Source organism: Actinomyces acetigenes (assembly GCF_031296635.1).
Taxonomy (GTDB): domain Bacteria; phylum Actinomycetota; class Actinomycetes; order Actinomycetales; family Actinomycetaceae; genus Actinomyces; species Actinomyces acetigenes.
Genome location: NZ_JASPFC010000013.1, coordinates 1 through 21,250, shown reverse-complemented (window position 1 = coordinate 21,250; position 21,250 = coordinate 1). Strand labels below are relative to the sequence as shown.

The following is a 21,250-nucleotide window of genomic DNA, read 5'->3' as shown; positions in this document are numbered from 1 at the left end:
GAGGGGGCGCGGTGCGGTGACCGGGCGTCGCGTCTCACGTGCCTCACGGTCTCTTGTCGGGTGTCCAGCACAGGTCGATCCGGTAGACAGCTGCGGAGCCGCCATGATCGATGAGGGTGAAGCCCTCGGAGAGGTCGACGTCGTAGAAGCCAGGACGCAACCTGGAGTTGGGGACGCCGTTGAACCTGGTGTCCCGGTCAGCGTAGAAGTAGTGGATGCGGTGCTTGCGTACAATGCCGCACACCTTGGGATCGGTACGAATCTCCGAGAAGTGCTGGGCGAGGTACTCGCCGTCGGGGTCGGAGAAGGACCGCCCCATGTAGTAGGAGGTCACCTTGATGTCGGACACCGCGGGCAGGAAGGCCATTCCCGAGGCGGGGTCGCCCGTGACCAGCTGCTCGGGCGGGATCTCCACCCGCAGGCGCGTCATCAACGCCAGCTCGTCGGCATCAAAACTGTAACGCGGCTCCTTGAGCCTGGCCGGCCACACGGCGTCGTGGAGGTCGCTGCGCATGATCGGCCACAGCATCATGGTCGTCAGTGAGACGATCAGGGCGACGACGGTGACGGCGCTCCAGCCCAGGGGGAGTCTCAGATGCGCCGCTGCCCTCTCGACCAGGTGGGACATCGCCAGCGCCAGCAAGGGGGCAGTCGTGAGCGTACAGGTGCCCACGACTCGATAGGAGTTCACGTAGTGAAGGCTGGCCACGTGGGTGAGCACGGGGATGGAGACCAGGCTTCCCAGCAGTACGCCCATGAATGCCAGCCACAGGGCGCATAGCCACCGGGTCCGGAGGCTCTTCCAGGCGACCCCCAGACCGATGGCGGTCAGGACCGCGACCGCCAGGTAGATGACGTTCGAGGAGTGATGGAGGTCGGTGCCCTTGAGGCGCAGAGTCGCCATGACCAGGAGCTTGGGGCCCAGGTTCTCCCAACCGCGCTCGGGGTAGCGGCCGAACTGCGACTGCTGCGGCCCCGGCGAGACGATGAAGGCGATGGTGATCAGGCAGATTGCTGCACTGGCTGCGGCGAGCAGCCAGGTTCTTCTCCGGTCTCCTTGTGCGTGCGCCGAGACTGCCGCCTGCGCGGGCAGCCAGACCGCGAGCGCCGCGACGATCCAGAAGACGACACCGACGGCGGCCGGGTGCGCCATCGCCAGACCAGCCAGAGGAATGGCTCCGGTGGCGACCCGTCCCAGCCACCTCTTCCATGGGACACGCCAGTCGCGGCCCACCTCCAGGAGCCAGGCCAGAAAGCCCGGGACGGTTGCCAATGCCATGACATACGGCCACATGCCGGCCGCCAGCTCAAGCCGCAGGGGGAAGGCCGGTAGCAGGAACGTCGCCGCGATCGCCCAGAGCCAGGAGCGGGGGTTATCGAGGAACAGGCGCTGGCACAGGACCGCGATACCGGCGACCCACACCAGAGGAGCCATGAGAAGCAAGGTGTTGCCGGCTACCAGGGCGTACTGGGAGCGGAAGTCGATCAGCGCGCCCAGCGAGTGCCAGACATTGGGGTAGTAGGAGCGTCCGTTGCTGAGGCCGAGCAGCCCCTGGTTGGCCGACATCGGGTCGGCGTTTCCGGTGCGCGCCATCAACCAGATCTGGTTGTAGTGATAGGGGGCGTCCCCGCCCTGCATGATGAGACGCGGTCCCATAGCGCTGATGATCGGCAGGATCGTCACCAACCACGCCGCCAGCACGCCCAGAAACTTGGGCAGCACCTCCTTGGTCCGCCGCCAGACCCTCTCCATCCCACCAGGACGCGAGCGCCACGTGATCGCCCGGCACAGTGCCGCGACACCCGCCAGGAGCAGGAGCACGGAGGCATAGCTGTACCTGCTCCAGACAACACCGAAATGGTGCATGAGCACGCTGGTGAGCCCCACGAAGGCGAAGGTCCATGCGGGTGCGGCCACGACCCTGACCACGAACGGACCAGCGTTGAAGATCGTCGCCAGGAAGTAGCCGGGTCCGTAGAACAGCGCCACCAGTGATAGCACCAGTGGAAGGAACTGCGCCCATTCAAGAAGTGCGGTCATCGACGGCGAGCCCTACCTTCTGCCACGATCTCGTTGATGATGGCAGCCGCTACCTGTCCCAGGCGGCGGGCGGACACGTGCTCCAGGGCCCAGGCCCGCAGCTGCGCCGAGGACCGGACAGCCGAGGTGACCGGAGCCGAACGGGCCTTGGAGGCTGCAGGGGCTGCGAGAGCACCAGCAGACCTCTCATCCAGGGCGAGGTCGGCCATGGCCCGGGCCACCGCGTCGGCGTCGTAGGGCACTGCGACACCGAGACCCTCCTGGACCACCTGGCGGCCCGCGTCCTCGGCCCCCGCATAGATGACCGGGGTTCCGCAGGCGGCGGAGGCGAATGCCTTGGTCGGAAAGGCGAAGCCGTAGGGCCCCGGCTTGACACTCGCCAAGGTTGCGACCGACGAGCGGATCCACTCCGCGGTCTGGTCCGGTGACATGCGCCCGAGGACCTGGACGGCCCCCTCAGGTAGGGACGCGGCCTGCCTCTTGATCTCGGCGAAGGACTCTCCCTGACCGATGAAGACCAGCCGGGCCGTGGGATCGCGCTGCAGCAGCGCCCTGAAGGCCTCGACGAAGATCTCCGCCCCGTGCACCTCGGAGGCGGTTCCCGCGTACACGAACAGCGGTCCGGTGGTATCGACCCGCCGGCCCTCGGGAGTGAACACGTCGGTGTCGATGCCGAAGCCCAGCCGACGGGTACGGGCCGAGATCCCCCGCCCCGCCAGCCGTTCCTCCATTCCCTCGTGCACGGTCATGAGGGTGGAGGCGCCGTTGAGCACCCAGTTCTCCAAGCGAGTGAGGACGGCGCTCACGACCGGCGGAGCGGTGGTCTCCTTGACCGCGTCCGACCACAGGTCGGCCGCCCGGTAGGCGTAGGGCACTCGACGCAGGGCGCACACGACGCGCACCACAGCACCTGTCGTCGGAGGAGGCTCACAGATCACCACATCCGGCCTGCGTTCCAGGAGCAGTCGGAAGAACAGTGGGACGTCGAAGGACATGTACTGCATGTAGCCGCGGACGTAGCCGGCCTTGTCGCGCAGGACGGGGGCGCGTCGCACAGTCAGTCCTGGATCGTCGCGGACCTCGAACTCCTGGGGGGGCCGGCTGGTGAGCACAGTGACCTCGAAGCCCTCACGCACCAGGCCGTCGGCGATGGCCCCCAGGGCGAGGGAGGCGGCGGCGGGCTCGGGCCTGAACAGCCGACTGACCATCACGGCACGGGGCCTGCGGGCGGACTTCCCGGTGTTGTCAGCCATGGTCGCGCTCCTTCACGGGGTGGTGCCTCGTCGGTTCTCCAGGAGATCCGGCGAGCTCCTCAGCTACCTGGTGGGCCCTGGCCTGCCAGGTCTGACTCGGTACGACCTGGCGCATACGCCGGCGCACCGCCTCGATCTCCTCAGGAGCCTCACGCAGGTGACGCAGCAGTGCGCCGAGGGCTTCGGCGTCGTACTCGAGGACCCACCCGATCCCCATCTCCTGGACGAGACGCCCGGTCTGGGTTCCGCGCACGGCGACGACAGGTAGCTCGTGGGCCAGGTACTCGTAGAGCTTGTAGGGGACGGCAAAGTCCCAGTACGGGTTCGGTTCGGTGAACAGCACCCCGAGGTCGGCGCGCTCGTAGAGCGGAAGGAGCTCACTGCCGGAGCGGTGGACGACGTCGGCCCGCCCGGCAGGCAGGAGCGGGGCGTAGTGCTCGCGGGTCTCCTCCCAGGTCTCCTGGCGCACGCACAGTGTCACGCGCGTTCCAGGGGTCTGGCTCACGGCTTGGAGGCAGGCGTCAAGTCGGTAGTTGTCCTGCAGGACGCCGACGAACAGGAGGTCCAGCTCCGCTCCGTCCCGGGACTCGACGACCGGGCCGCCCGCGCCCCCGGTCTCGACGGCCGGGGCGCCGGGGGGCAGGGCACTCGCCCGTTCCGGAGTGAGGAAGGGAATATGGCGGCCCATGGCCCGGCTGGGCAGGAAGAGGTGGATGCCCAGGCGCCGGTAGGCCAGGAGCTCGCCGCGGTAAGTCGCTTGGAGACCGGCCTCCAGGATCGGGTTGATCCCTTGCCGGAACTGGCGGAAACGCCAGTAGATGTCCCTGTAGAAGATGCCCACCGGCACCCCGGCACGCTGGCAGTCGCGGAAGAACGACAGGTCCAGCAGCGGGTGCGGCGGCAGATGACGGGGCTCGGTCAGGGCGTTGGGGATGGTGGCGTTCTCTCCGTAGACGAAGGCCGGTACGTCACCGGCAGCGATCGCCGCCCGCACCCGGCGCATGGCCTGACGCCGCTCAGCGGCGTATCCGCTGACCTCCATGACCCGGTAGCCGATGTCGGTGAAGGCCTGACGCATCGCAAGGGGCCGCAGGATAGAGGCCGCGAGGCGGCCCGACTGGAGGGGGAAGGGAGTATGGAAGACCATGAGTCTGCCAGCCCCGGCACCGGCCACTGCCCCGTCTCCACCATCCATGCTGCTTGCGCTCACGAGGTCACCTCTTGTCCTGTGCCTTGGCTCCGTAGGCGGACAATCCGCCCCGTGGGATGCTCAGAAAGCATCTCACACCTGACCGAACCGACGAGACACATGTCTGTTGCCAGTCACCACAGCATGTCGCTGGTGCCCGCCGGGCGTCAACCGCGTCACGTGTCATAACTGTGACACACTGGGCGCCGTCAGGCGGGTCGAACGCACCAACCGCCCTTGGTCAGTAGGTTTGAGAAGGCAGGATACGGTGAGCGCTATCGAGGTTGATCTCCGGCTCAGGAGCCCGCACTGGTCCCGGGTGAAGACATCCGCTGACACCGTGATCGACAGCAACGGCCTGTGGGTGCGGGCCGATCACGACTGCTCGGGCCCGACCGACCCCGAGGTCCTCGCCTCCCACCCGGGCCGTCTGGCCGCCATCCGGATCGACGGCGACGAGGTCGTCCTGGCTCAGGACCGTCTACGCTCATGGCCCCTGTTCTGGTCCCTTGAGGACGGGCTGAGCGGCGCACAGCGACTGGTCGTCAGCGACGACGCGACCCTCATGCGTGAGGCCGTATCCGCTCCACGACTTGACGCCCGGGCCCGCCGGGAGTTCCTCGACGCCGGGTTCGTCACCGGCAGCGACACACTGCTGGCCGGCATCCACCAGACCGAGCAGGGCACCGTCGTGCGCATTGACCGCGCTACGGGTCGAGCGCGCACGATCAACCACTCCGTGGCGCGGTTCTGCGAGGAGACGGACACCGTCGTCGACCCCGAGGACTTCTCCGGCCTGCTCTGCGAGGCACTCGACGCCGTCCTCGGACGGGTCCTGGCGGAGATAGACCGGCGCCCGGGCGCCCCCAGGCTCGTCGTTCCGCTGTCGGGCGGGCTGGACTCGCGCCTGCTGGTCGCCTGGCTGACCCTCCACGACGCGCTGGACCGGACAGTGGCCTTCACCTACGGGCGGCCCGGCGCCCGGGAGGTCGAGATCTCACGGAAGGTGGCTCAGGCCGTGGGCCTGGAGTGGCACGCCGTGGACTACGATCCGGCCGCCCTGCGCGAGGCCTGGCAGACCCAGGAGGCCGCCGACTTTCTCAAGGACGGCTACACCCTAGGGGCCCTGCCACACATCCAGGACTGGTGGGCCCTGCGCACCCTCCTGGCACGTGGGACGGTACATCCCGGTGACATCGTGCTGCCGGGGCACACGATCGTGGGCAACATGCACGACGAGCAGATGCTCGATGGGCCCCCCGCCACCCGCAGCCAGGTGGCCAAGGCGATCATCACCCACCACCAGGAGCTCCAGGGCGAGCAGAACAAGGCCTGGGCAGACCCCTACCGGGCAGGAAAGGTCAAACACTTCCTGGCGCTGCGGCCGTTCACCGGCAGCCCCCGCGACGTGCAGAGCATCCTGGAGTCCTACAACGTCCGCGAGCGACAGACCAAGTACATCAACAACTCGGTACGCGCCTACGAGCACCTGGGCCTGGAGTGGGCCCTGCCCATGCTGGACGTGGAGTTCTGGAACACCTGGCACCGCGGCGCCGTCGAGCTGACAGCCACACGCGACTTCTACGCCGTCTTCATTGGGCGCCTGTGGGCTCAGGCGACCGCCCGGGCATCCGGCCAGGGGCAGACCGCACAGGCCGACCTGGCCTACTTCACCCCGACGAAGGTCAACGAGACGACCCGTTCCCGCCTCAAAGCGGCGCTCTCCCGCCTGCACCTGCTGCACCTGGCCGAACGCACGGCCTCATCGTGGGCCACTCTGCACTCGCCGATGAGCTTCGATGCCTTCATTACCGACGCCTCCCGGCCGGCGGCTGCGGTCCAGCTCATGATGGGGCGCACCCTGCTGGGGTTCTGGGCCCGGGCATTCATCACCGACACCTGGTGCCGCAGGTGCCGTCTGTTCACCGATCTGCCCGTGGTCGACGTCCCGCCGACGGTCGCGGACTCCTCAGGGCAGAAGGCGTAAGGGAGCCGGCGCATGCATGTCACGATTGTCAGCACCTGGTTCCCCACGGAGGTCTCCGCGGGGCTGGGCATCTTCGTTGCCCGGCACGCCGCCTCGATGGCTGCCGCCGGGCACGACATCCGGGTCGTCCACCTCGTTGCCGCTCACGTCGATGACGGCACGAGACGTACCCGCATCATGGGCGTGCCGGTCATCCGGCTGCCTATGACGCCCTCGCGCCCTCATGAGGTGCTGGCGGCCAGACGGGCGCTGGGAACGCTGACCGCGGGCAGCGACATCGTCCACACCCACGCCATCTCCACACTCATGCCCTACGCTCTGAGCCGGCCGCGCGAGCCGTGGCTCCACACCGAGCACTGGTCGGGACTGGCCAATGGCGGGGCCGCTCTCGGCACGATCGCGCGTGCAGGAGCCCAGGTGGTGCTGCGCCTGGAGCGCAGGCCCGACGTCGTCACCACCGTCTCCGACCAGCTCGCCGCCGACCTGAGGGCCTACCGCCCTCACGGCGAGATCCTGACCGTTCCCAACGAAGTGACTCGCCCCAGTGAGCCGGCCCCACGCCGGGACGTCCGGCTGGGGCGAGACGTTCTACAGATCGTGGGAGTCGGGGGACTGATTGAACGAAAGCGTCCGGACCTGGCGGTCAAAGCGGTCGCGGCACTGGCGGAGCTGGGCGTCCCGGCCCGGCTGACCTGGGTGGGCGACGGCCCGCTGGCCGAGCACTGCACCGCTCTCGCCCAGAGCCTGAACGTCGATCTGGAGCTGACCGGTCAGCTGCCCGACGACCTCGTCGGGGAGGTTCTGTCCGTCAGCGACCTCTTCCTCGTGCCGACGCTGGCAGAGACCTTCTTTCTCGGGGCCGCCGAGGCGCTCGCGGCGGGTCGGCCGGTGGTCACCAGTGACCGCGGCGCGCATACGAGCTTCCTGGACCCCTCCGTCGCCGAGATCGTCAGCCACGATGACCCTCTGACGTGGGCCAGGGCCGTCATCGAGGTCATGCGCCGTTGCGAGGGGCTGACGGCCCAGGACATCCAGAACACGCTGCCACGAGCCTTCTCCCCCGAGGAGGTGGCGGGCGCCTACGGACGCGCCTATGAGGCCACCATCGCCGTGCACTCCGCCCGGCACTGACGGCACTGACCGGCTAACCAACACCGCCCGGCGCTGTTCAGCACCGACACCACCCCCTGAGGACTCAGTTCTCCAGGGCGACCAGCCCGTCAACGAACTCGCGGTACTGGCGCTGGGCGTCCGACATCCTCGCCCAGGTGGCGTGCGCGTCTGCGCTCATGGCGGCGTAGTCGGCATCGCTCAGGTCCATGACCGACTCGATGGCGTCGGCAACCTGCTCGGCCGTGACATCCACCGGGATGAGCCGGCCGTTCTCGCGATCGTGCACGATCTCGCCGGTGCCCCCTGCGGCGGTGGCCACGACCGGCATTCCCGCCGCCTGGGCCTCCATGACGGCCACCGGAACGCCCTCGCCGTCGGAGCAGTTGAGGAAACAGGCAAAGTCGGTCGTGGCATAGAGCTCGCGGACCTCTTGGTTGGTGAGGTGCCCGGTGAAGGTCACCGGGGTCGAGTCGATCTGCTCCTCGGCCCGGGCGCGCATGGCCTCCAGACGGTCGGTGTTGTACTCGCCGATGTGGGTCCAGGAGACTCTCCGGCCGCGTCGTTCCAGCTCGGCGACGGCCTCCACGATGAGGTGGACCCGCTTGTAGGGGGCCATGTGCGAGCAGGAGACCAGATGGAAGGGATCAGTCCTGTGACGTTGGTGGCGGGGAGCGGCCGGGACGCCCAGGCGACGCACCTCGATATTGCGGGCCTCGGGAAAGCGCCGGTGCAGGAAGCCGGCGGCGTAGTGGGAGATCGGGTAGACGCGGTCCACGGCCTGCATGACGAAGCGACGCGAAGGGACATAACCGCGCGGTGCATCGGCCTCATCGACGTCGTAGGCGTGGGCCCGGGAGACGACCTTCACCGGACGTCCCCTCAGCTCGCGACGCCGCAGCATGCCGCCCAGCGCGGCCCCAGTGAAGAACCAGTAGGAGTAGATGGTCAGGTGCCCACCCTGATCCAACCCAAGACTTGGCAGGAGCCGGCGCATCCGGCTATAGGCGCTCAGGGCGATCGCCGCGAAACGCACGTCCATGCCGAAGCGGCCGAAGCTCTTCCACGGCGGCGTCTCGACCATCCGCTCCCGGCCCAGCAGGATCTGCGGGGCGCGCAGGATCGCGTGGAGGCGCCAGTCGGGCAAGCGTGAGGCGGGCAGCAGGGCACAACGGGCGTTGTCAGGCAGCGTGCGGGTCTGACGGGCCCCCTCACTCAGGCGCACCGGGACGATGACGACCTCGTCGTAGGCAGCGCACAGGGTCTCGATCTCCTGCTCGAGGAACTCCTCCCCCACCTCGTAGGGGAAGGCGTCAGTGAGCAGGAGCAGGCTGCGCCGTCCCTGCCTCCCGGACGGGGCGGTGGACGTCCTCGCCTCAGGCATCTGAGACGTCGGCTTCGTGCGAGTCATGTCCGTGTCTCCTTCCGGTCCGGGCGGACCCGTGAACATCGAACTGCTTGGCCGCATAATCGGCCAGCAGCGTGTTGAGCACCAGCAGCCCCGCCATCATGACACCCAGCACGTAGCAGGTGGGCATGACCTCCAGCGGGGACCAGTGCAGCCAGGCAAGGGGCGCAGCGGTGTAGAGCAGGGCGAAGCCCAGCATCCAGTCCTGGTGCTCGGTGACGATGAACAGGTTGGAGATCGGCGAGGTGATGAGCAGCATGAACAGCCACGGGGTCAGTGCCCTCGCGAAGCTCCCGGAGTCGGCCCACTTGGCTCCGAGAAGCAGCGGGAAGAGCCACGGCGAGAGCACGTAGATGAGTGCGAAGGGAATGATGCCGATCAGGACCGCCCGCTTGATGGTGACCCGCACCAGCGGCCTCATCTGACCGGGCTCGATCGTGGAGAGCTTCTGGAAGAAGACCTTGGCCACCGCGCCGTTGATGAGGATGAGCGGTGCGTCCAGGTAGCGCCAGGCCATCTGGAACTGCCCCAGCGCGGAGGCCGAGTAGCTCGCGATGAGCAGCTGGATGCCGTTGAGGCGCAGGGCGTCCGCCAGAGCGTTGGGGCCATTAAGCAGCGGCATGCGCCGGTAGCGGCGGGCCACCCACCTCAGGGACGGCGCCTCCTTGGGCAGCGGGCGCCACAGCTCCTTGGCCTGACGCCCCAGATTTCCGAAGGCGAAGACCTGGCCGGCGGTGAAGCCCAGCATCAGCCCGGCCATCCCCCCCAATCCCACCAGGCCGAGGCCGAGCTGGCCGACGTTGACGCCGATCTGCTGCTCGGCCTGGTTGATGGCGATGGCGCGGTAGTTGCTGGAGCGGTTGAACCAGAACTTGAACAGTTCCACCCCCGACATGAGGAAGGTGGTCAGGCCCACCAGGGGCATCCACAAGGCCACCTCATGCCCCCACCACCGCGTGACCAGGCCGTGCAGGGGGAAAGCCGCCACCGTCGCCAGCAGCGAGACGACGGCGATGCACACCATTCCCAAGCGGGCCACGCTCAGGGCCTCGGGCTCCTTCCTGGGGAGCATGATCGTCATGTCGTAGCGCAGTGCCGCCACCGCGACGAGGATTCCCGCGACAGAGGTGTAGATCGCCATCAGTCCCATGTCGCGAGGCGTGTAAATGCGCGCCAGCACGATCGACATGCCGAAGCTGACCACCTGGGCCACAGCCGTCCCGGTGATGAGGGTCAGCACGTGTCCCAGCAACGGCGAGGACTCCAGAAGCGCCGATACGCGCTGCCGCACCCGCCCGATCAAGCCGCCTGAGGTGGGCGCCGCAGGATCACCCGCGGAGTCCTTGGCGGAGCCACTCACAAAGTGACCGTCCGGTTCTCGCTCGCCGAGGTCAGCACCGCCTCGACGACGCCGAGCGTGGCCACGCCCTCGGCCATGGTGACGTGGCGCTGAGCCACGCCGCGCACGGCGTCGCGGAAGTTCTCCTGCTCCAGGGCCAGCGGCTCGCGCTTGGGGATCGCGTAGCGGATGACGTCGCCCTCGCTGACCCCCCGGAAGGCGGCGACCTGGTCCCAGGTGGAGGCCACGGTGCCGTTGGCGTGGAAGGTGAGGTCCCCGGTGAGGGTGTCCGCCACGAAGGCGCCCTTCTCCCCGGTGACGATCGTGACGCGCTCCTTGAAGGGCGTGAGCCAGTTGACCTGGTGGCTGACGATGATGCCACCCTCCAGCAGACCGGTGGCCACCATCATGTCCTCGGTCTGGCGGCCGGAGCGGTGCGTGACTTGCGCGGCCACGGAGGTGTAGCGGGCGCCGGCGACCCAGGCGGTCAGGTCGATGTCGTGGGTAGCCAGGTCCTTGACGACCCCGACGTCGCTGATGCGGGCCGGGAAGGGGCCCTGGCGGCGGGTGAGGACCTGGTAGACCGCACCGAGCTCGCCGGCGTCGAGGCGCTCACGCAGGGCCCGCAGGGCGGGGTTGCAGCGCTCGACGTAGCCGACGGCGCCCACCAGGCCCCGCTCGGCGAAGGCGGCGGCCACGCGGCGGCCCGCGGCGGTGTCGTGAGCGATGGGCTTCTCCACCATGGTGTGCACGCCCGCCTCAGCCAGGGCCAGGGCGACGTCCTCGTGGTAGACGGTGGGGACGGCCACCATGGCGGCGTCCAGTCCGGCGTCGATGAGGGCGTGAACATCAGGCAGGACCGCCAGCTCGCCGGCCACGCCGAAGCGGTCGCCGCCGGGATCGGCCACGGCCACGAGCTCCATACCCTCGGTGGCGCGGATGACCCGGGCGTGGTGGCGCCCCATGGAGCCCAGGCCGATGAGGCCCACGCGCAGTGGGTTGTCCGCCGTGCCCTTGTCGGTCAGGTAGTGGACCTCGGGCAGCCCGGTGGTGGCCTGACCGTCGAAGGCGACGTTCTCGCTCATCTCAGGCACCTGCCTTGGCGGTGGCGGCCACGGCCTGGCCGATGCGCTCCAGGTCCGCCTCGCTCAGGGAGGGGTGGACCGGCAGGGAGAGGCACTCGTGGGCGGCCTTCTCGGTGCCGGGCAGCTCAAGGCCCTCGGCGTAGTGGGCCAGGGAGGCCAGGCGGTGGTTGGGGATCGGGTAGTAGACACCGCTGCCGACCTGCCACTCCTCGCGCAGGGCAGCCTGGACGGCGTCGCGCTCGGTGCCTGTGGCCCCCTCGAGGCGGATCGTGTACTGGTGGTAGACGTGCGTGTAGCCCTCGGGGACGAAGGGGGTGACGACGCCGTCGACGCCCGCCAGCAGCTCGTTGAGGCGCGCAGCGTTGGCCTGGCGGGTAGCGGTCCAGCCGGCCAGCTTGGTCAGCTGGACGCGGCCGACGGCGGCGGCCACGTCCGTCATGCGGTTGTTGAGACCCACCAGCTCGTTGGCGTACTGCTGCTCCATGCCCTGGTTGCGGATGAGGCGGCAGCGACGGGCCAGCTCGGCGTCGGCCGTGGTGATCATGCCGCCCTCGAGGCTGGTCATGTTCTTGGTGGGGTAGAAAGAGAAGGAGCCCCAGGCCCCGAAGGTGCCCACGGGCTTGCCGTCGATGGCGGCGCCGTGTGCCTGGGCGCAGTCCTCGAAGACGGCCAGGCCGTGGCGCTCGGCGATGGCGAGGATCTCGGGCATGTTGGCGGGCAGACCGTAGAGGTGGACCACCTCGATGGCTGCCGTGCGCTCAGTGATGGAGGCCTCGACGCTGGCGGGGTCGAGGGTGAAGGTCACCGGGTCGATGTCGGCGAAGACCGGCACGGCGCCGCTGATGGCCACCGAGTTTCCGGTGGCGGCGAAGGTGAAGGAGGGGACGATGACCTCCGGGGCCCCTCCGGCACGCTCCTGGAGCTCAGTGGCCAGGGTGGCCACGTGCTGAGCCGAGGTGCCGGAGTTGACGGCCACGCAGTGGAAGCCGTTGACGACCTGGGCGGAGAACTCCTCCTCGAAGGCCTTGACCTGGGGCCCCTGGACGACCATGCCCGAGGCGAGGACGGCGTCGACGGCGTCGCGCTCCTCCTGCCCGATGATCGGCTTGGCTGCTGGGATGAACTCGCGTGACATCAGTGGGTGACCTCTCGGATGGTGGTGGATTCGGAGCTGGACTGCGCACCGGACCCGGCAGCGGACTCGGCGTCGAACTGCTCGTACAGGGTCCCGGTGACGGGGCAGCGCCAGCGTGGGGCGCCGGCGGGGCCGGGGTCGGCCGGGGTGAGGGGCTCGCCGGCGCGCCCGACCCAGCCGATGCGGCGGGCGGGGACCCCGGCGACCAGGGCGTGGGCGGGGACGTCCTTGGTGACCACGGCGCCGGCGGCCACCGTGGCCCAGGCCCCGATACGCACCGGAGCGACGCACACGGCGCGAGCGCCGATCGATGCGCCCTCCTCGATGGTGACTCCCACGGGCTCCCAGTCGGCGGCGGACTTGAGCGAGCCGTCGGGGTTGACGGCCCGAGGGAAGTGGTCGTTGGTCAGCGTGACCGCCGGGCCGATGAAGACCCCGTCGGCCAGGTGGGCCGGCTCGTAGACGAGGGCGTAGTTCTGCACCTTGCAGCTGTCCCCCATGACGACGCCCTCGCCGATGTAGGCGCCGCGCCCCACGATGCAGTCCCGTCCGAGGACGGCATGCTCACGGACCTGTGCGAGGTGCCAGATGCTGGTGCCCTCTCCGAGCACGGCTTCCTCGGAGACATCGGCGGACGGGGCGATGCGGGTGGCCACGGCGACTCCTGTGCGGGCGGCTCGCACCGCCCTGACAATCGAATGAGTCCGGGCAGCCGAGTGGCTGCCGGAAGCCGTGCCGCTCCGGCCGCCGGAGGCGGCGGCGCTGCACGACCTGCCCCATCCTAGGGGACTGATCCTCATGAGACGACGCCTGGGCACGCCCCGAAGGAGACCTACCCCATCAACGCCGACCGCCCCCGCCTCTCGCAAGAGGACTGGCGCCCCATCTTCGCGTGCAAGAATGCGGTGGTGACTACCTCCACCGCAACGCAGACCGGGGAGCCCGCCCCGGTGCCCCCGGTCACCGACACCTGGCTCGTCATTCCCCTGTACAACGAGGCGACCGTCGTGCGCGAGGTCATCTCCCAGGCTCGCACCATCTTCCCCTACGTCGTTGTCGTCGACGATGGCTCCACGGACACCTCGGCCAGGGAGGCCGCCGCCACGGGGGCCGTCGTCGTGCGCCACCCGATCAACCTCGGCCAGGGAGCAGCGCTGCAGACGGGCTTCTCCTACGTTCTGGAGAAGACGAATGCCGACTACGTCGTCACCTTCGACGCCGACGGCCAGCACTCCCCCGCCGACGCCGCCGCCATGGTCGCCGCGGCGCACGATGAGGATCTCGCGGTCGTCCTGGGCTCACGCTTCCTCGAGGGCCCGTCCCCGGTGGGCTGGCTCAAGCGGCTCGTCCTGCGCACGGCGGCGGCCGTCAGCTCGCATACCTCCGGCATGCGCCTGACCGACACCCACAATGGCCTGCGGGTGATCCGCCGCGACGTCCTGGCGCAGCTCGACCTCAGGCAGAACCGGATGGCGCACGCCAGCGAGATCATTCGCAAGATCGGCGCCACCGGCATGCCCTGGCGCGAGTTCCCGGTGCACATCGTCTACACCGACTACTCCCGCTCCAAGGGTCAGTCCCTGTGGAACTCGGTCAACATCCTGGTCGACCTGCTCTTCTCCTGAGTCCGGCACGGAAGGCACAGCCCATGATTCATCAGTTCGCCGCCCAGGCCACTCCGATCACGAACCACCACCTCTACATCCAGGCCGCCCTGATCCTGGCCGTGATCGCCGTCGGCTGGATGATGCTGCGCACCCCCGGCGGGGCCCGCCACATGGCCGCCCGCAGGCTGGTCACCCTGGCCTTCGTGGCCTTCGCCGTCTTCAACATCACTTTTCCCTGGGTGATGAGCTCGATCGCGCACCGGATGGGAGTCGGGCGAGGCACCGACTTCCTGCTGTACGCCCTGGTCATCGCCTTCCTGGCGCAGATCCTCTCCTCCTTCCGACGCAACAGCGCCAGAGAGCGGCAGATCACTCACCTGGCTCGGCGCATCGCCCTGGACGACGCCCCCGAGCCCCCCGCTGCCGCACGGTTCAGCACTGAGGCTGACGACTGAGGACTGACCCCAAGGCACCCGGAGTGCTCTGGGCTTTCCCCCTCAGGGCCGGGAGGCGCGGACCTCGAGCTCCTCACGCAGGCGCAGTCCGCCGGTCAGCAGCCAGCGCACCGGCGCCTGCCACGGGGCATCGTAGACACCGCTGAGGTAGTGCCGGGCGGAGGCGTGGTGCGCCCGGATCATCTTCTCGGGGCGGGCCTTCCAGCTGGCCCCCTGCTCGTGGACGACGACGGAGCCCGGCACTTGCACGTTGAGCCAGCCGGCCCGCCCGACCCGCTCCCCTAAGTCCACGTCCTCGAAGAACATGAAGTAGTCGTCGTCGAAGCCCTCCAGGCGCCTCCAGGCGGCGGCGGGCAGCAGCAGGCAAGCCCCGGAGAGCCATCCCACCGTTCGGGTCCCGCCAGAGGCCCCCGGTCCGGCGGTGTGATAGGCGGCCGAGAAGGGGTTGGCCGGCCAGATCCTGCCCAGGACGGCGTGCCCGGCGCCCTTGAGCAGGGAGGGCAGGGCACGCCCGGAGGGGTAGACGGTGCCGTCGGGGTTGAGCAGGAGGGGCCCCAGGCAGCCGGCCGCCGGATTGGCCAAGCCCGCGTCGATGAGGACGTCCAGGCTCCCCGGTCTCCAGACGAGATCGGGATTGGCCACCACGATCCAGTCCTCCTCCAGATCCGCGGCCGCGAGGTTGGCACCTGCCCCGTAGCCGAGGTTGGTGCCGTCCCCGACGACGCGCGCCCCGTGGCGCTCAGCGGCGGCAGTGACGACGTCGTGCTCGGTGCCGTTGTCGGCGATGACGACGACGAGTCTGCGCGCCGTCGCTGTGGCCAAGGAGGTCAGGAAGCGCTCCAGCTCCTCGCCCGGGTTGAAGGCGACCGTCACCACTCGCACGCTCTGCTCGTCGGGAGCGAGGGCCTGAGCCCCCGAGGGCCCCTCTACCTGATTCGAAGCACTGACGGGAGTGGCCGGGGCGCTGGTCGGCGTGGGTTTGGCAACACTGGTCACGAAGAAAGCCTAGCCCCGTTACCCGTGTGAGAGGCTTCACCCCGCGTTGGGTAAATCTCATGTAACAGGTGTTGGGAGGCCCATATGGTTCTCCCCTCTCGTTCCCTATGATCGCTTCCGTGCCTCAGCTCAGTAAGCCGCACGCGCGGCACTCCTCCAAGGAACTCGGACGCCGTCTTGCCCGCCGAGTAGGGCTCAGCCTGCTCGCGGTGACGATCTTCGTCGTCTCCGCCGCAGGCTTCGCGTGGCACAACATCCAGTCGCGGATCGCCTGGTTCAACATCGACAGCCTTCTGACCGAGGAGGACCGGCCCGGCACCAAGCCGCCGGACAGCTACGAGGGTCGTGCCGTCAACCTCCTGATCCTGGGCACCGACTCGCGCGCGGGGACCAACAACGTCGACGGCTCTCAAGGCGACGACGAGGTCTCCGTGGCCCGCTCCGACACGGCGCTGGTCATGCACATCTCGGCCGACCGCAAGCGCGTCGACGCCGTGTCCATCCCCCGCGACACGCTGGTCGACATCCCCGAGTGCACCACCCTCGATGGTGGGAAGACCGAGGCTAGCGAAGACGCACCGTTCAACTCCGCCTTCGCCAACGGGGCCGGCACCAGCAGTGACGACAAGAAGGCCATCGCCTCTGGAGCCGCCTGCACCCTCAAGACCGTGGAGAAGCTGACGCACGTGCGCATCGATGACTTCGTCGTCGTCGACTTCACTGGTCTGTCCAAGGTAGTCGACTCCCTCGGCGGCGTCCACGTGCAGGTCGATGAGGCCATCGACGACTCCGAGTACACCGGTTTCAAGCTCGCTGAGGGCTGCCAGAAGCTGGACGGCGAGAACGCCCTGCAGTACGCCCGTGTCCGGCACGGGGTGAGTGACGGCTCGGATCTCTCCCGCATCACCCGCCAGCAGAACCTCATGAGGGCGATGGCCTCCAAGGCGCTGTCCTCCAGCCTCCTGACGCAGTCCGGTTTCCTGACCAGCACCCTGGAGACTCTCACCACTTCTGAGCGCATCGGTCAGATCGGCAACCTGTCGGGCCTGGCCTACTCCATCCAGGGCGTGGGCATCGACAAGATCAACTTCGTCACCATGCCCAACGAGCCCGCAGCCAACCCGAACCAAGTGGTCCCCTCCGAGGGCGCCAAGAAGGTCTGGAAGGCCCTTGAGGAGGACAAGCCGGTCCCCACCGACACCTCGGCCCCGGCCTCGTCGGACTCGAGCGCCACCGCGGACAACTCCACCTCGGAGAGCACTGACGAGTCCGCCGAGGCCTCCGACCCCTCCCAGGCCACCCCGACGCCGGCGCCGACCACTCAGGCCCCCAATGCGAGTAACCCCCAGCAGCAACCCGCCGCGAAGCCGACCACCCCTGCCTGCCCCGCCTAAGGCAGAATCAGTGGTGTGAATCCGACAGACGACTCACTCCCGCCCTCGATCACCCCCGGCTCCGGCGGAGGCAGGCCTCAACGCAGGCAGCGCCCCATCGATGCTGTCAACCAGCGCAGCCGCGAGCGTGGGGAGGCGTCCGGCGGCGAGGCCGCCGCCCAGCCCACTGACGTTGCCGGCGGCTCTCCGCGCCGCCCGTCATCGCCCGCCGCCCGCCGCCCCCGGCGGCACTCGGTCCTGGGTCGCGACGACAGCGACCAGCCGGCCTCGGCTCAGTCCGACTCCCCGCGTGCGGGCCAGCATCCGCGTCGCTCCTCCGAGCCGTCTAGGCGAGGCAGCCACACCCGGGCAGGGTCGAGTGCAGTCCCCTTGGAGCCGGATGCCGGCGTCGGCAGCGGCGCGTCCGAACCGGAGCGCACTCAGGCGATGCCCGTGCGGCGCGGCACCTACCCCGTGGGTTCCTCGGCCCCGCAGCCCCCACGGGAGCCTGTTGCGGGTGGGCCATCGCTCAGACCCGAGCGGCCGCGGCGGCCAACGCGCTCCCGCCCGAGGTGGCGCCGGATCGCGGGCTGGACGGTCGTCGTCATCGTCGTCGCCCTGGCTCTGATCGCAGCGCGGGTCGCCTGGCTGTGGAACGACGTCTCCTCCCAGCTCCACCGCGTCGATGCCCTGTCCGGGGCGGCGGACACGCCGGGCGAGACCTGGCTCATCGTGGGGTCGGACGCGCGCGGAGGCGCCGTCCAGGACGAGACCGAGGGGGCGCGCGCCGACTCGATCATGCTGCTGCACAAGGCGGAGAACGGGCAGACGAGCCTGACCTCTCTGCCGCGCGACACCTTCGTGGACATTCCCGAGTACGGGGAGAACAAGATCAACGCCGCCTACTCCTTCGGCGGCCCCAAGCTGCTGGTCCAGACCGTGGAAAAGCTCTCCGGACTGAGCGTGGACCACTACGTGGAGGTCGGCATGACCGGGGTGTCCCAGATGGTTGACGCCGTCGGCGGGGTCAACGTCTGCCTGGACTACGACGTCGCCGACGAGGACTCGGGCCTGGTCTGGGACACCTCTCAGGGCACGTGTCAGACGGTGGACGGGACGAAGGCGCTGGCCTACTCCCGGATGCGCAAGTCGGACCCGACCGGTGACGTCGGGCGCGGGCAGCGCCAGCGCGCCATCATCTCCGCGGTGGTCTCCAAGGTGGCCTCGCCGTCCACGGCCTGGTCCTTCTCCCGGCAGGACGCGCTAGTCGACGCTGGCACGAACGCCCTCACGGTGGATCGCAGCGCCGGCACCATGAGCATCGCCCAGATGGTCCTGGCCTTCCGCTCCGCCTCTGACGGTGGCCTGACCGGGGCCCCGCCCATTGAGGACCCCGCCTACTCCCCTGAGGAGGCCGACATCGGCGAAGCGGTGCTACTGCAAGATACGACCGCACCGAGCTTCTTCTCCAAGCTGCGCGACGGGAAGCTGACGGCGAGCGACTTCAACCAGTCCTGACGCGGGGGAACCGCACGACGAGCGGGCCGGCACCTCATGATCGAGGTGCCGGCCCGCCGCCTGCAGGGGTCCATTCCGGTTCTGGGGCCGCTCAGCTGAAGTGGGGCCGGTTGGGGTCGGCCTGCCAGGAGGTGTAGGAGGAGGCGACGATGTCGTCCAGGTCGTGCTCGGCCTTCCATCCCAGGACCTCGCCGATGCGGGTGGCGTTGCCGATGAGCTGGGGCGGGTCGCCGGCGCGACGGGCGAGCTCCTCGGGCTCCAGGTCCAGGCCCGTGGAGGCGATGACCTTGGAGACGACCTCGCGCACCGATGCGCCCTGGCCGGTGCCGACGTTGAAGACGTGCTCGGTCATCTCCTGGCCGCCGGCCAGATAGTCCAGCGCGGCGATGTGGGCGACCGCCAGGTCCTTGACGTGGATGTAGTCGCGCACGCAGGTGCCGTCGGGGGTGGGGTAGTCGGTGCCGAAGATCTTGGGGGTCTCGCCCTTGGCGAGGCGGTCGAGGACCATGGGGATGAGGTTGAGGGTGGCCATGTCCCCCAGGTCGTCCCAGCCGGCACCGGCGACGTTGAAGTAGCGCAGGCCGGCCCAGCGCAGCCCCCAGGCCTTTTCGGCGTCGGCCATCATCCACTCCCCGATGAGCTTGGTCTCGCCGTAGGGGTTGATGGGGTGGCAGTCGATGTCCTCGGGAACGACCTCCACCGGGGGCATGCCGTAGACGGCAGCCGAGGAGGAGAAGATCATCTGCTTGACGCCGGCCGTCTCCATGGCCAGCAGCATGTTGGCCAGGCCGCCGATGTTCTGCTGGTAGTACCAGGCGGGGCGCTCGACGGACTCGCCCACCTGCTTGCGGGCGGCGAAGTGGATGACGGCGGTGACGCCGCGCGAGGTCATGACCTCGGCAAGGGCCTCGGGGGCCTGCCCGCTGGCGACGTCGAGCTCGACGAGGGAGGCTCCCTTGACTCGCTCCGGCGTCCCGTAGGACAGGTCGTCGACGACGACGACCTCCTCCCCGCGTTCGAGGAGAAGTCGGACTACGTGCGCGCCGATGTAGCCGGCGCCTCCAGCAACGAGAATGCTCATGCCCCCAGTCTACCCACGCTCGCTCAGAAACGAACAGAAACGAACGTTGAATCAACGCGTCGTCTCATTGCACCGCGCTGTCTCCTCGCTTCTGAGAGTTTCGGATGTCATGACATCTGAGACACTGGTTGGGAGGCTTGCCAGGGGGACCGTGCGGCATGCACCACGCCTGACCAGTTCAGCCCCGGCCTCCGGGCTCGCCCTTGGGTGAGCGCCTCGCGTTCGTAGGGTAGGTCGCCGGTTCGTACCTTGAACCCCCGAACGCGAGGCATAAGGTACGAACGCGACGGCGGCCTACGCGGCCGACTTCGCCGCCAAGACACCACGGACTCGATCCCGCCCTCCGCCCAGTGTCCACTCCACGAGGGTGAGGCGCCACTGCACGAGCGTCGGGTGTACTCCATGGGGGCCGGGGGCTCGTGCAGTACGCACAACCCCCGGCCAGTAGATCCCCACCCTCGTGCAGCAGACCGCCCCAAGGCGGGACTCAGGCCGAAGCGAGTGCTGCGTCGAGGCCACCGAACGTCTCAGAAGCCATGACACTCACATGTCTCTCAAGTGAGGAGACAGCACACTTCGGGCTCCCGCACGAAGGCCCCACCTACGTGGAGTACGCCCACCCCTCCTCCGGTAGTACCTGAGCGACTGCGACCCACCGGGACAGCCCCCTCACACCTGGTACACCGGTGTACGCTGGCACCACAACACTCCCCAGGCCTCTCGCTCACCAGAGCACGCCCAAATCGGGGGGTTTTACACACCAACACCCTACAATTGGAGGATGAATCCTCCAGGTCAACGTTACGATAAACCAGCGCTCAATGAGAACGAGCTTATTGAGCGCTACCTTGAACGCAGCCTCACCATCACAGACCGGAATCGCGCCGCCAGATACCTCCAACATATCGAGGCTTATTTATGGAGGCTTATTCATGGGGTGTATGTGGCCATGAGTCCGAGGACGGCGGTGTGTTGTGGGGTCTGGGTGTCACGTTTGGCGACTTTTAGGGCGTCCATCGGTTGGCGTGCCCGTGCCTGTGTGGCTCTGACCTGCGTATACGTGGCCAGAGTGTGATGGTCGTCGGCCAGGTATGCGTCTGAAAAGTCGCCAATCGTGACACCGCGCTCGCAGGGCGAGCCTGGTGGTCTACTCTCCGACTGCGTGCACCAGGTGTCGGGCGGGCTGAGTGAGGCTCGGCGGTGTGTTGTGGGGCCTGGGTGTCACGTTTGGCGACTTTTGGGATGTTGATCGGTTGGTGTGCCCGTGCCTGTGCGGCTCTGGCCTGCGTATACGTGGCCGGGTGTGATGGTCGTCGGCCTGGGGTGTGTCTGAAAGTCGCCGTTCGTGACACCGCTCGTGGGGCGGGCCTGGTGGTCTACTCTCCGACTGCGTGCACCAGGTGTCGGGCGGGATGAGTGAGGCTCGGTGGTCGACTGTGGGGTCTGGGTGTCACGTTTGGCGACTTTTAGGCCGTCCATCGGTTGGCGTGCCCGTGCCTGTGCGGCTCTGGCCTGCGTATACGTGGCCGAGTGCGATGGTCGTCGGCCAGGTGTGCGTCTGAAAAGTCGCCGTTCGTGACACCGCGCTCGCAGGGCGAGCTGGTGGTCTACTCTCCGACTGTGTGTGCTGGGGGGGGGTGGGGCCGAGGGCAACCACCTGGGCCCCACCCTGT

At 68.6% G+C, this 21,250-nt stretch carries 16 protein-coding genes; 6 read left to right on the top strand and 10 right to left on the bottom strand.

All coding sequences use genetic code 11. The features are described from left to right. Positions 1-43: 43 nt before the first annotated feature. Genes RIV14_RS06845 through RIV14_RS06835 form a run of 3 tightly spaced genes read right to left on the bottom strand, consistent with a single transcriptional unit; the run spans position 44 to position 4,504 of the window. Positions 44-2,041: a DUF6541 family protein gene (locus RIV14_RS06845; protein WP_143224196.1), complete on the bottom strand. Its 1,998-nt coding sequence runs from the start codon at positions 2,039-2,041 to the stop codon at positions 44-46. After that, positions 2,038-3,294: a glycosyltransferase family 4 protein gene (locus RIV14_RS06840; protein ID WP_075372182.1), complete on the bottom strand. Its 1,257-nt coding sequence runs from the start codon at positions 3,292-3,294 to the stop codon at positions 2,038-2,040. The genes RIV14_RS06845 and RIV14_RS06840 overlap by 4 nt, the downstream gene beginning before the upstream one ends. Next, on the bottom strand, positions 3,287-4,504 hold the full coding sequence (locus RIV14_RS06835) for a glycosyltransferase family protein (RefSeq protein ID WP_256699198.1): 1,218 nt from the start codon (positions 4,502-4,504) through the stop codon (positions 3,287-3,289). Before RIV14_RS06835 ends, RIV14_RS06840 begins: the two co-directional genes overlap by 8 nt. Before the next feature lie 319 nt (positions 4,505-4,823). Here RIV14_RS06835 and RIV14_RS06830 point away from each other — a divergent pair, with 319 nt between their 5' ends. Beyond that, the gene (locus RIV14_RS06830; RefSeq protein ID WP_256699196.1) at positions 4,824-6,470 is read left to right on the top strand and encodes an asparagine synthase-related protein; all 1,647 of its coding nucleotides are present in this window, start codon (positions 4,824-4,826) and stop codon (positions 6,468-6,470) included. A 12-nt stretch (positions 6,471-6,482) separates the two neighbouring features. After that, a complete protein-coding gene (locus RIV14_RS06825; protein ID WP_075372180.1) occupies positions 6,483-7,601 on the top strand; it encodes a glycosyltransferase family 4 protein in 1,119 nt (372 codons plus the stop codon). Between the two features lie 64 nt (positions 7,602-7,665). On the opposite strand, the gene RIV14_RS06820 is transcribed toward RIV14_RS06825, so the two are convergent. From RIV14_RS06820 to RIV14_RS06800, 5 genes are all read right to left on the bottom strand, one after another. Next, the gene (locus RIV14_RS06820; RefSeq protein ID WP_075372179.1) at positions 7,666-8,991 is read right to left on the bottom strand and encodes a glycosyltransferase; all 1,326 of its coding nucleotides are present in this window, start codon (positions 8,989-8,991) and stop codon (positions 7,666-7,668) included. After that, complete coding sequence (locus RIV14_RS06815) at positions 8,957-10,255, bottom strand: lipopolysaccharide biosynthesis protein (RefSeq protein ID WP_256695041.1); 1,299 nt, start codon at positions 10,253-10,255, stop codon at positions 8,957-8,959. The genes RIV14_RS06820 and RIV14_RS06815 overlap by 35 nt, the downstream gene beginning before the upstream one ends. Positions 10,256-10,344: 89 nt before the next feature. After that, on the bottom strand, positions 10,345-11,412 hold the full coding sequence (locus tag RIV14_RS06810; RefSeq protein WP_075372177.1) for a Gfo/Idh/MocA family protein: 1,068 nt from the start codon (positions 11,410-11,412) through the stop codon (positions 10,345-10,347). A 1-nt stretch (position 11,413) separates the two neighbouring features. Then, positions 11,414-12,547 (bottom strand): DegT/DnrJ/EryC1/StrS family aminotransferase, encoded by a 1,134-nt coding sequence (locus tag RIV14_RS06805; RefSeq protein ID WP_075372176.1) that lies wholly within the window; start codon positions 12,545-12,547, stop codon positions 11,414-11,416. Next, positions 12,547-13,203 carry an acyltransferase gene (locus tag RIV14_RS06800; protein WP_075372175.1) on the bottom strand — a complete coding sequence of 219 codons (657 nt, stop codon included), beginning with the start codon at positions 13,201-13,203 and terminating at the stop codon, positions 12,547-12,549. Before RIV14_RS06800 ends, RIV14_RS06805 begins: the two co-directional genes overlap by 1 nt. Positions 13,204-13,455: 252 nt before the next feature. Here RIV14_RS06800 and RIV14_RS06795 point away from each other — a divergent pair, with 252 nt between their 5' ends. Together RIV14_RS06795 and RIV14_RS06790 are read left to right on the top strand one after the other, a co-directional pair. Further along, positions 13,456-14,172, top strand: a complete 717-nt coding sequence (locus tag RIV14_RS06795) for a glycosyltransferase family 2 protein (protein ID WP_075372203.1) — start codon at positions 13,456-13,458, stop codon at positions 14,170-14,172. A gap of 23 nt (positions 14,173-14,195) precedes the next feature. Continuing rightward, positions 14,196-14,609, top strand: coding sequence for a DUF2304 domain-containing protein (locus RIV14_RS06790; RefSeq protein WP_075372174.1), 414 nt, complete (start codon positions 14,196-14,198; stop codon positions 14,607-14,609). Between the two features lie 42 nt (positions 14,610-14,651). Here RIV14_RS06790 and RIV14_RS06785 read toward each other — a convergent pair whose 3' ends face one another. Next, a complete protein-coding gene (locus tag RIV14_RS06785) occupies positions 14,652-15,605 on the bottom strand; it encodes a glycosyltransferase (protein WP_256695034.1) in 954 nt (317 codons plus the stop codon). Positions 15,606-15,724: 119 nt separating this feature from the next. On the opposite strand from RIV14_RS06785, the gene RIV14_RS06780 reads away from it, so the two are divergent. After that, positions 15,725-16,999: an LCP family protein gene (locus tag RIV14_RS06780; protein WP_075372172.1), complete on the top strand. Its 1,275-nt coding sequence runs from the start codon at positions 15,725-15,727 to the stop codon at positions 16,997-16,999. A gap of 15 nt (positions 17,000-17,014) precedes the next feature. After that, the gene (locus RIV14_RS06775) at positions 17,015-18,496 is read left to right on the top strand and encodes an LCP family protein (protein ID WP_256699192.1); all 1,482 of its coding nucleotides are present in this window, start codon (positions 17,015-17,017) and stop codon (positions 18,494-18,496) included. Positions 18,497-18,587: 91 nt separating this feature from the next. On the opposite strand, the gene galE is transcribed toward RIV14_RS06775, so the two are convergent. Then, positions 18,588-19,577: a UDP-glucose 4-epimerase GalE gene (gene galE / locus RIV14_RS06770; RefSeq protein WP_075372170.1), complete on the bottom strand. Its 990-nt coding sequence runs from the start codon at positions 19,575-19,577 to the stop codon at positions 18,588-18,590. Between the last annotated feature and the right edge of the window lie 1,673 nt (positions 19,578-21,250).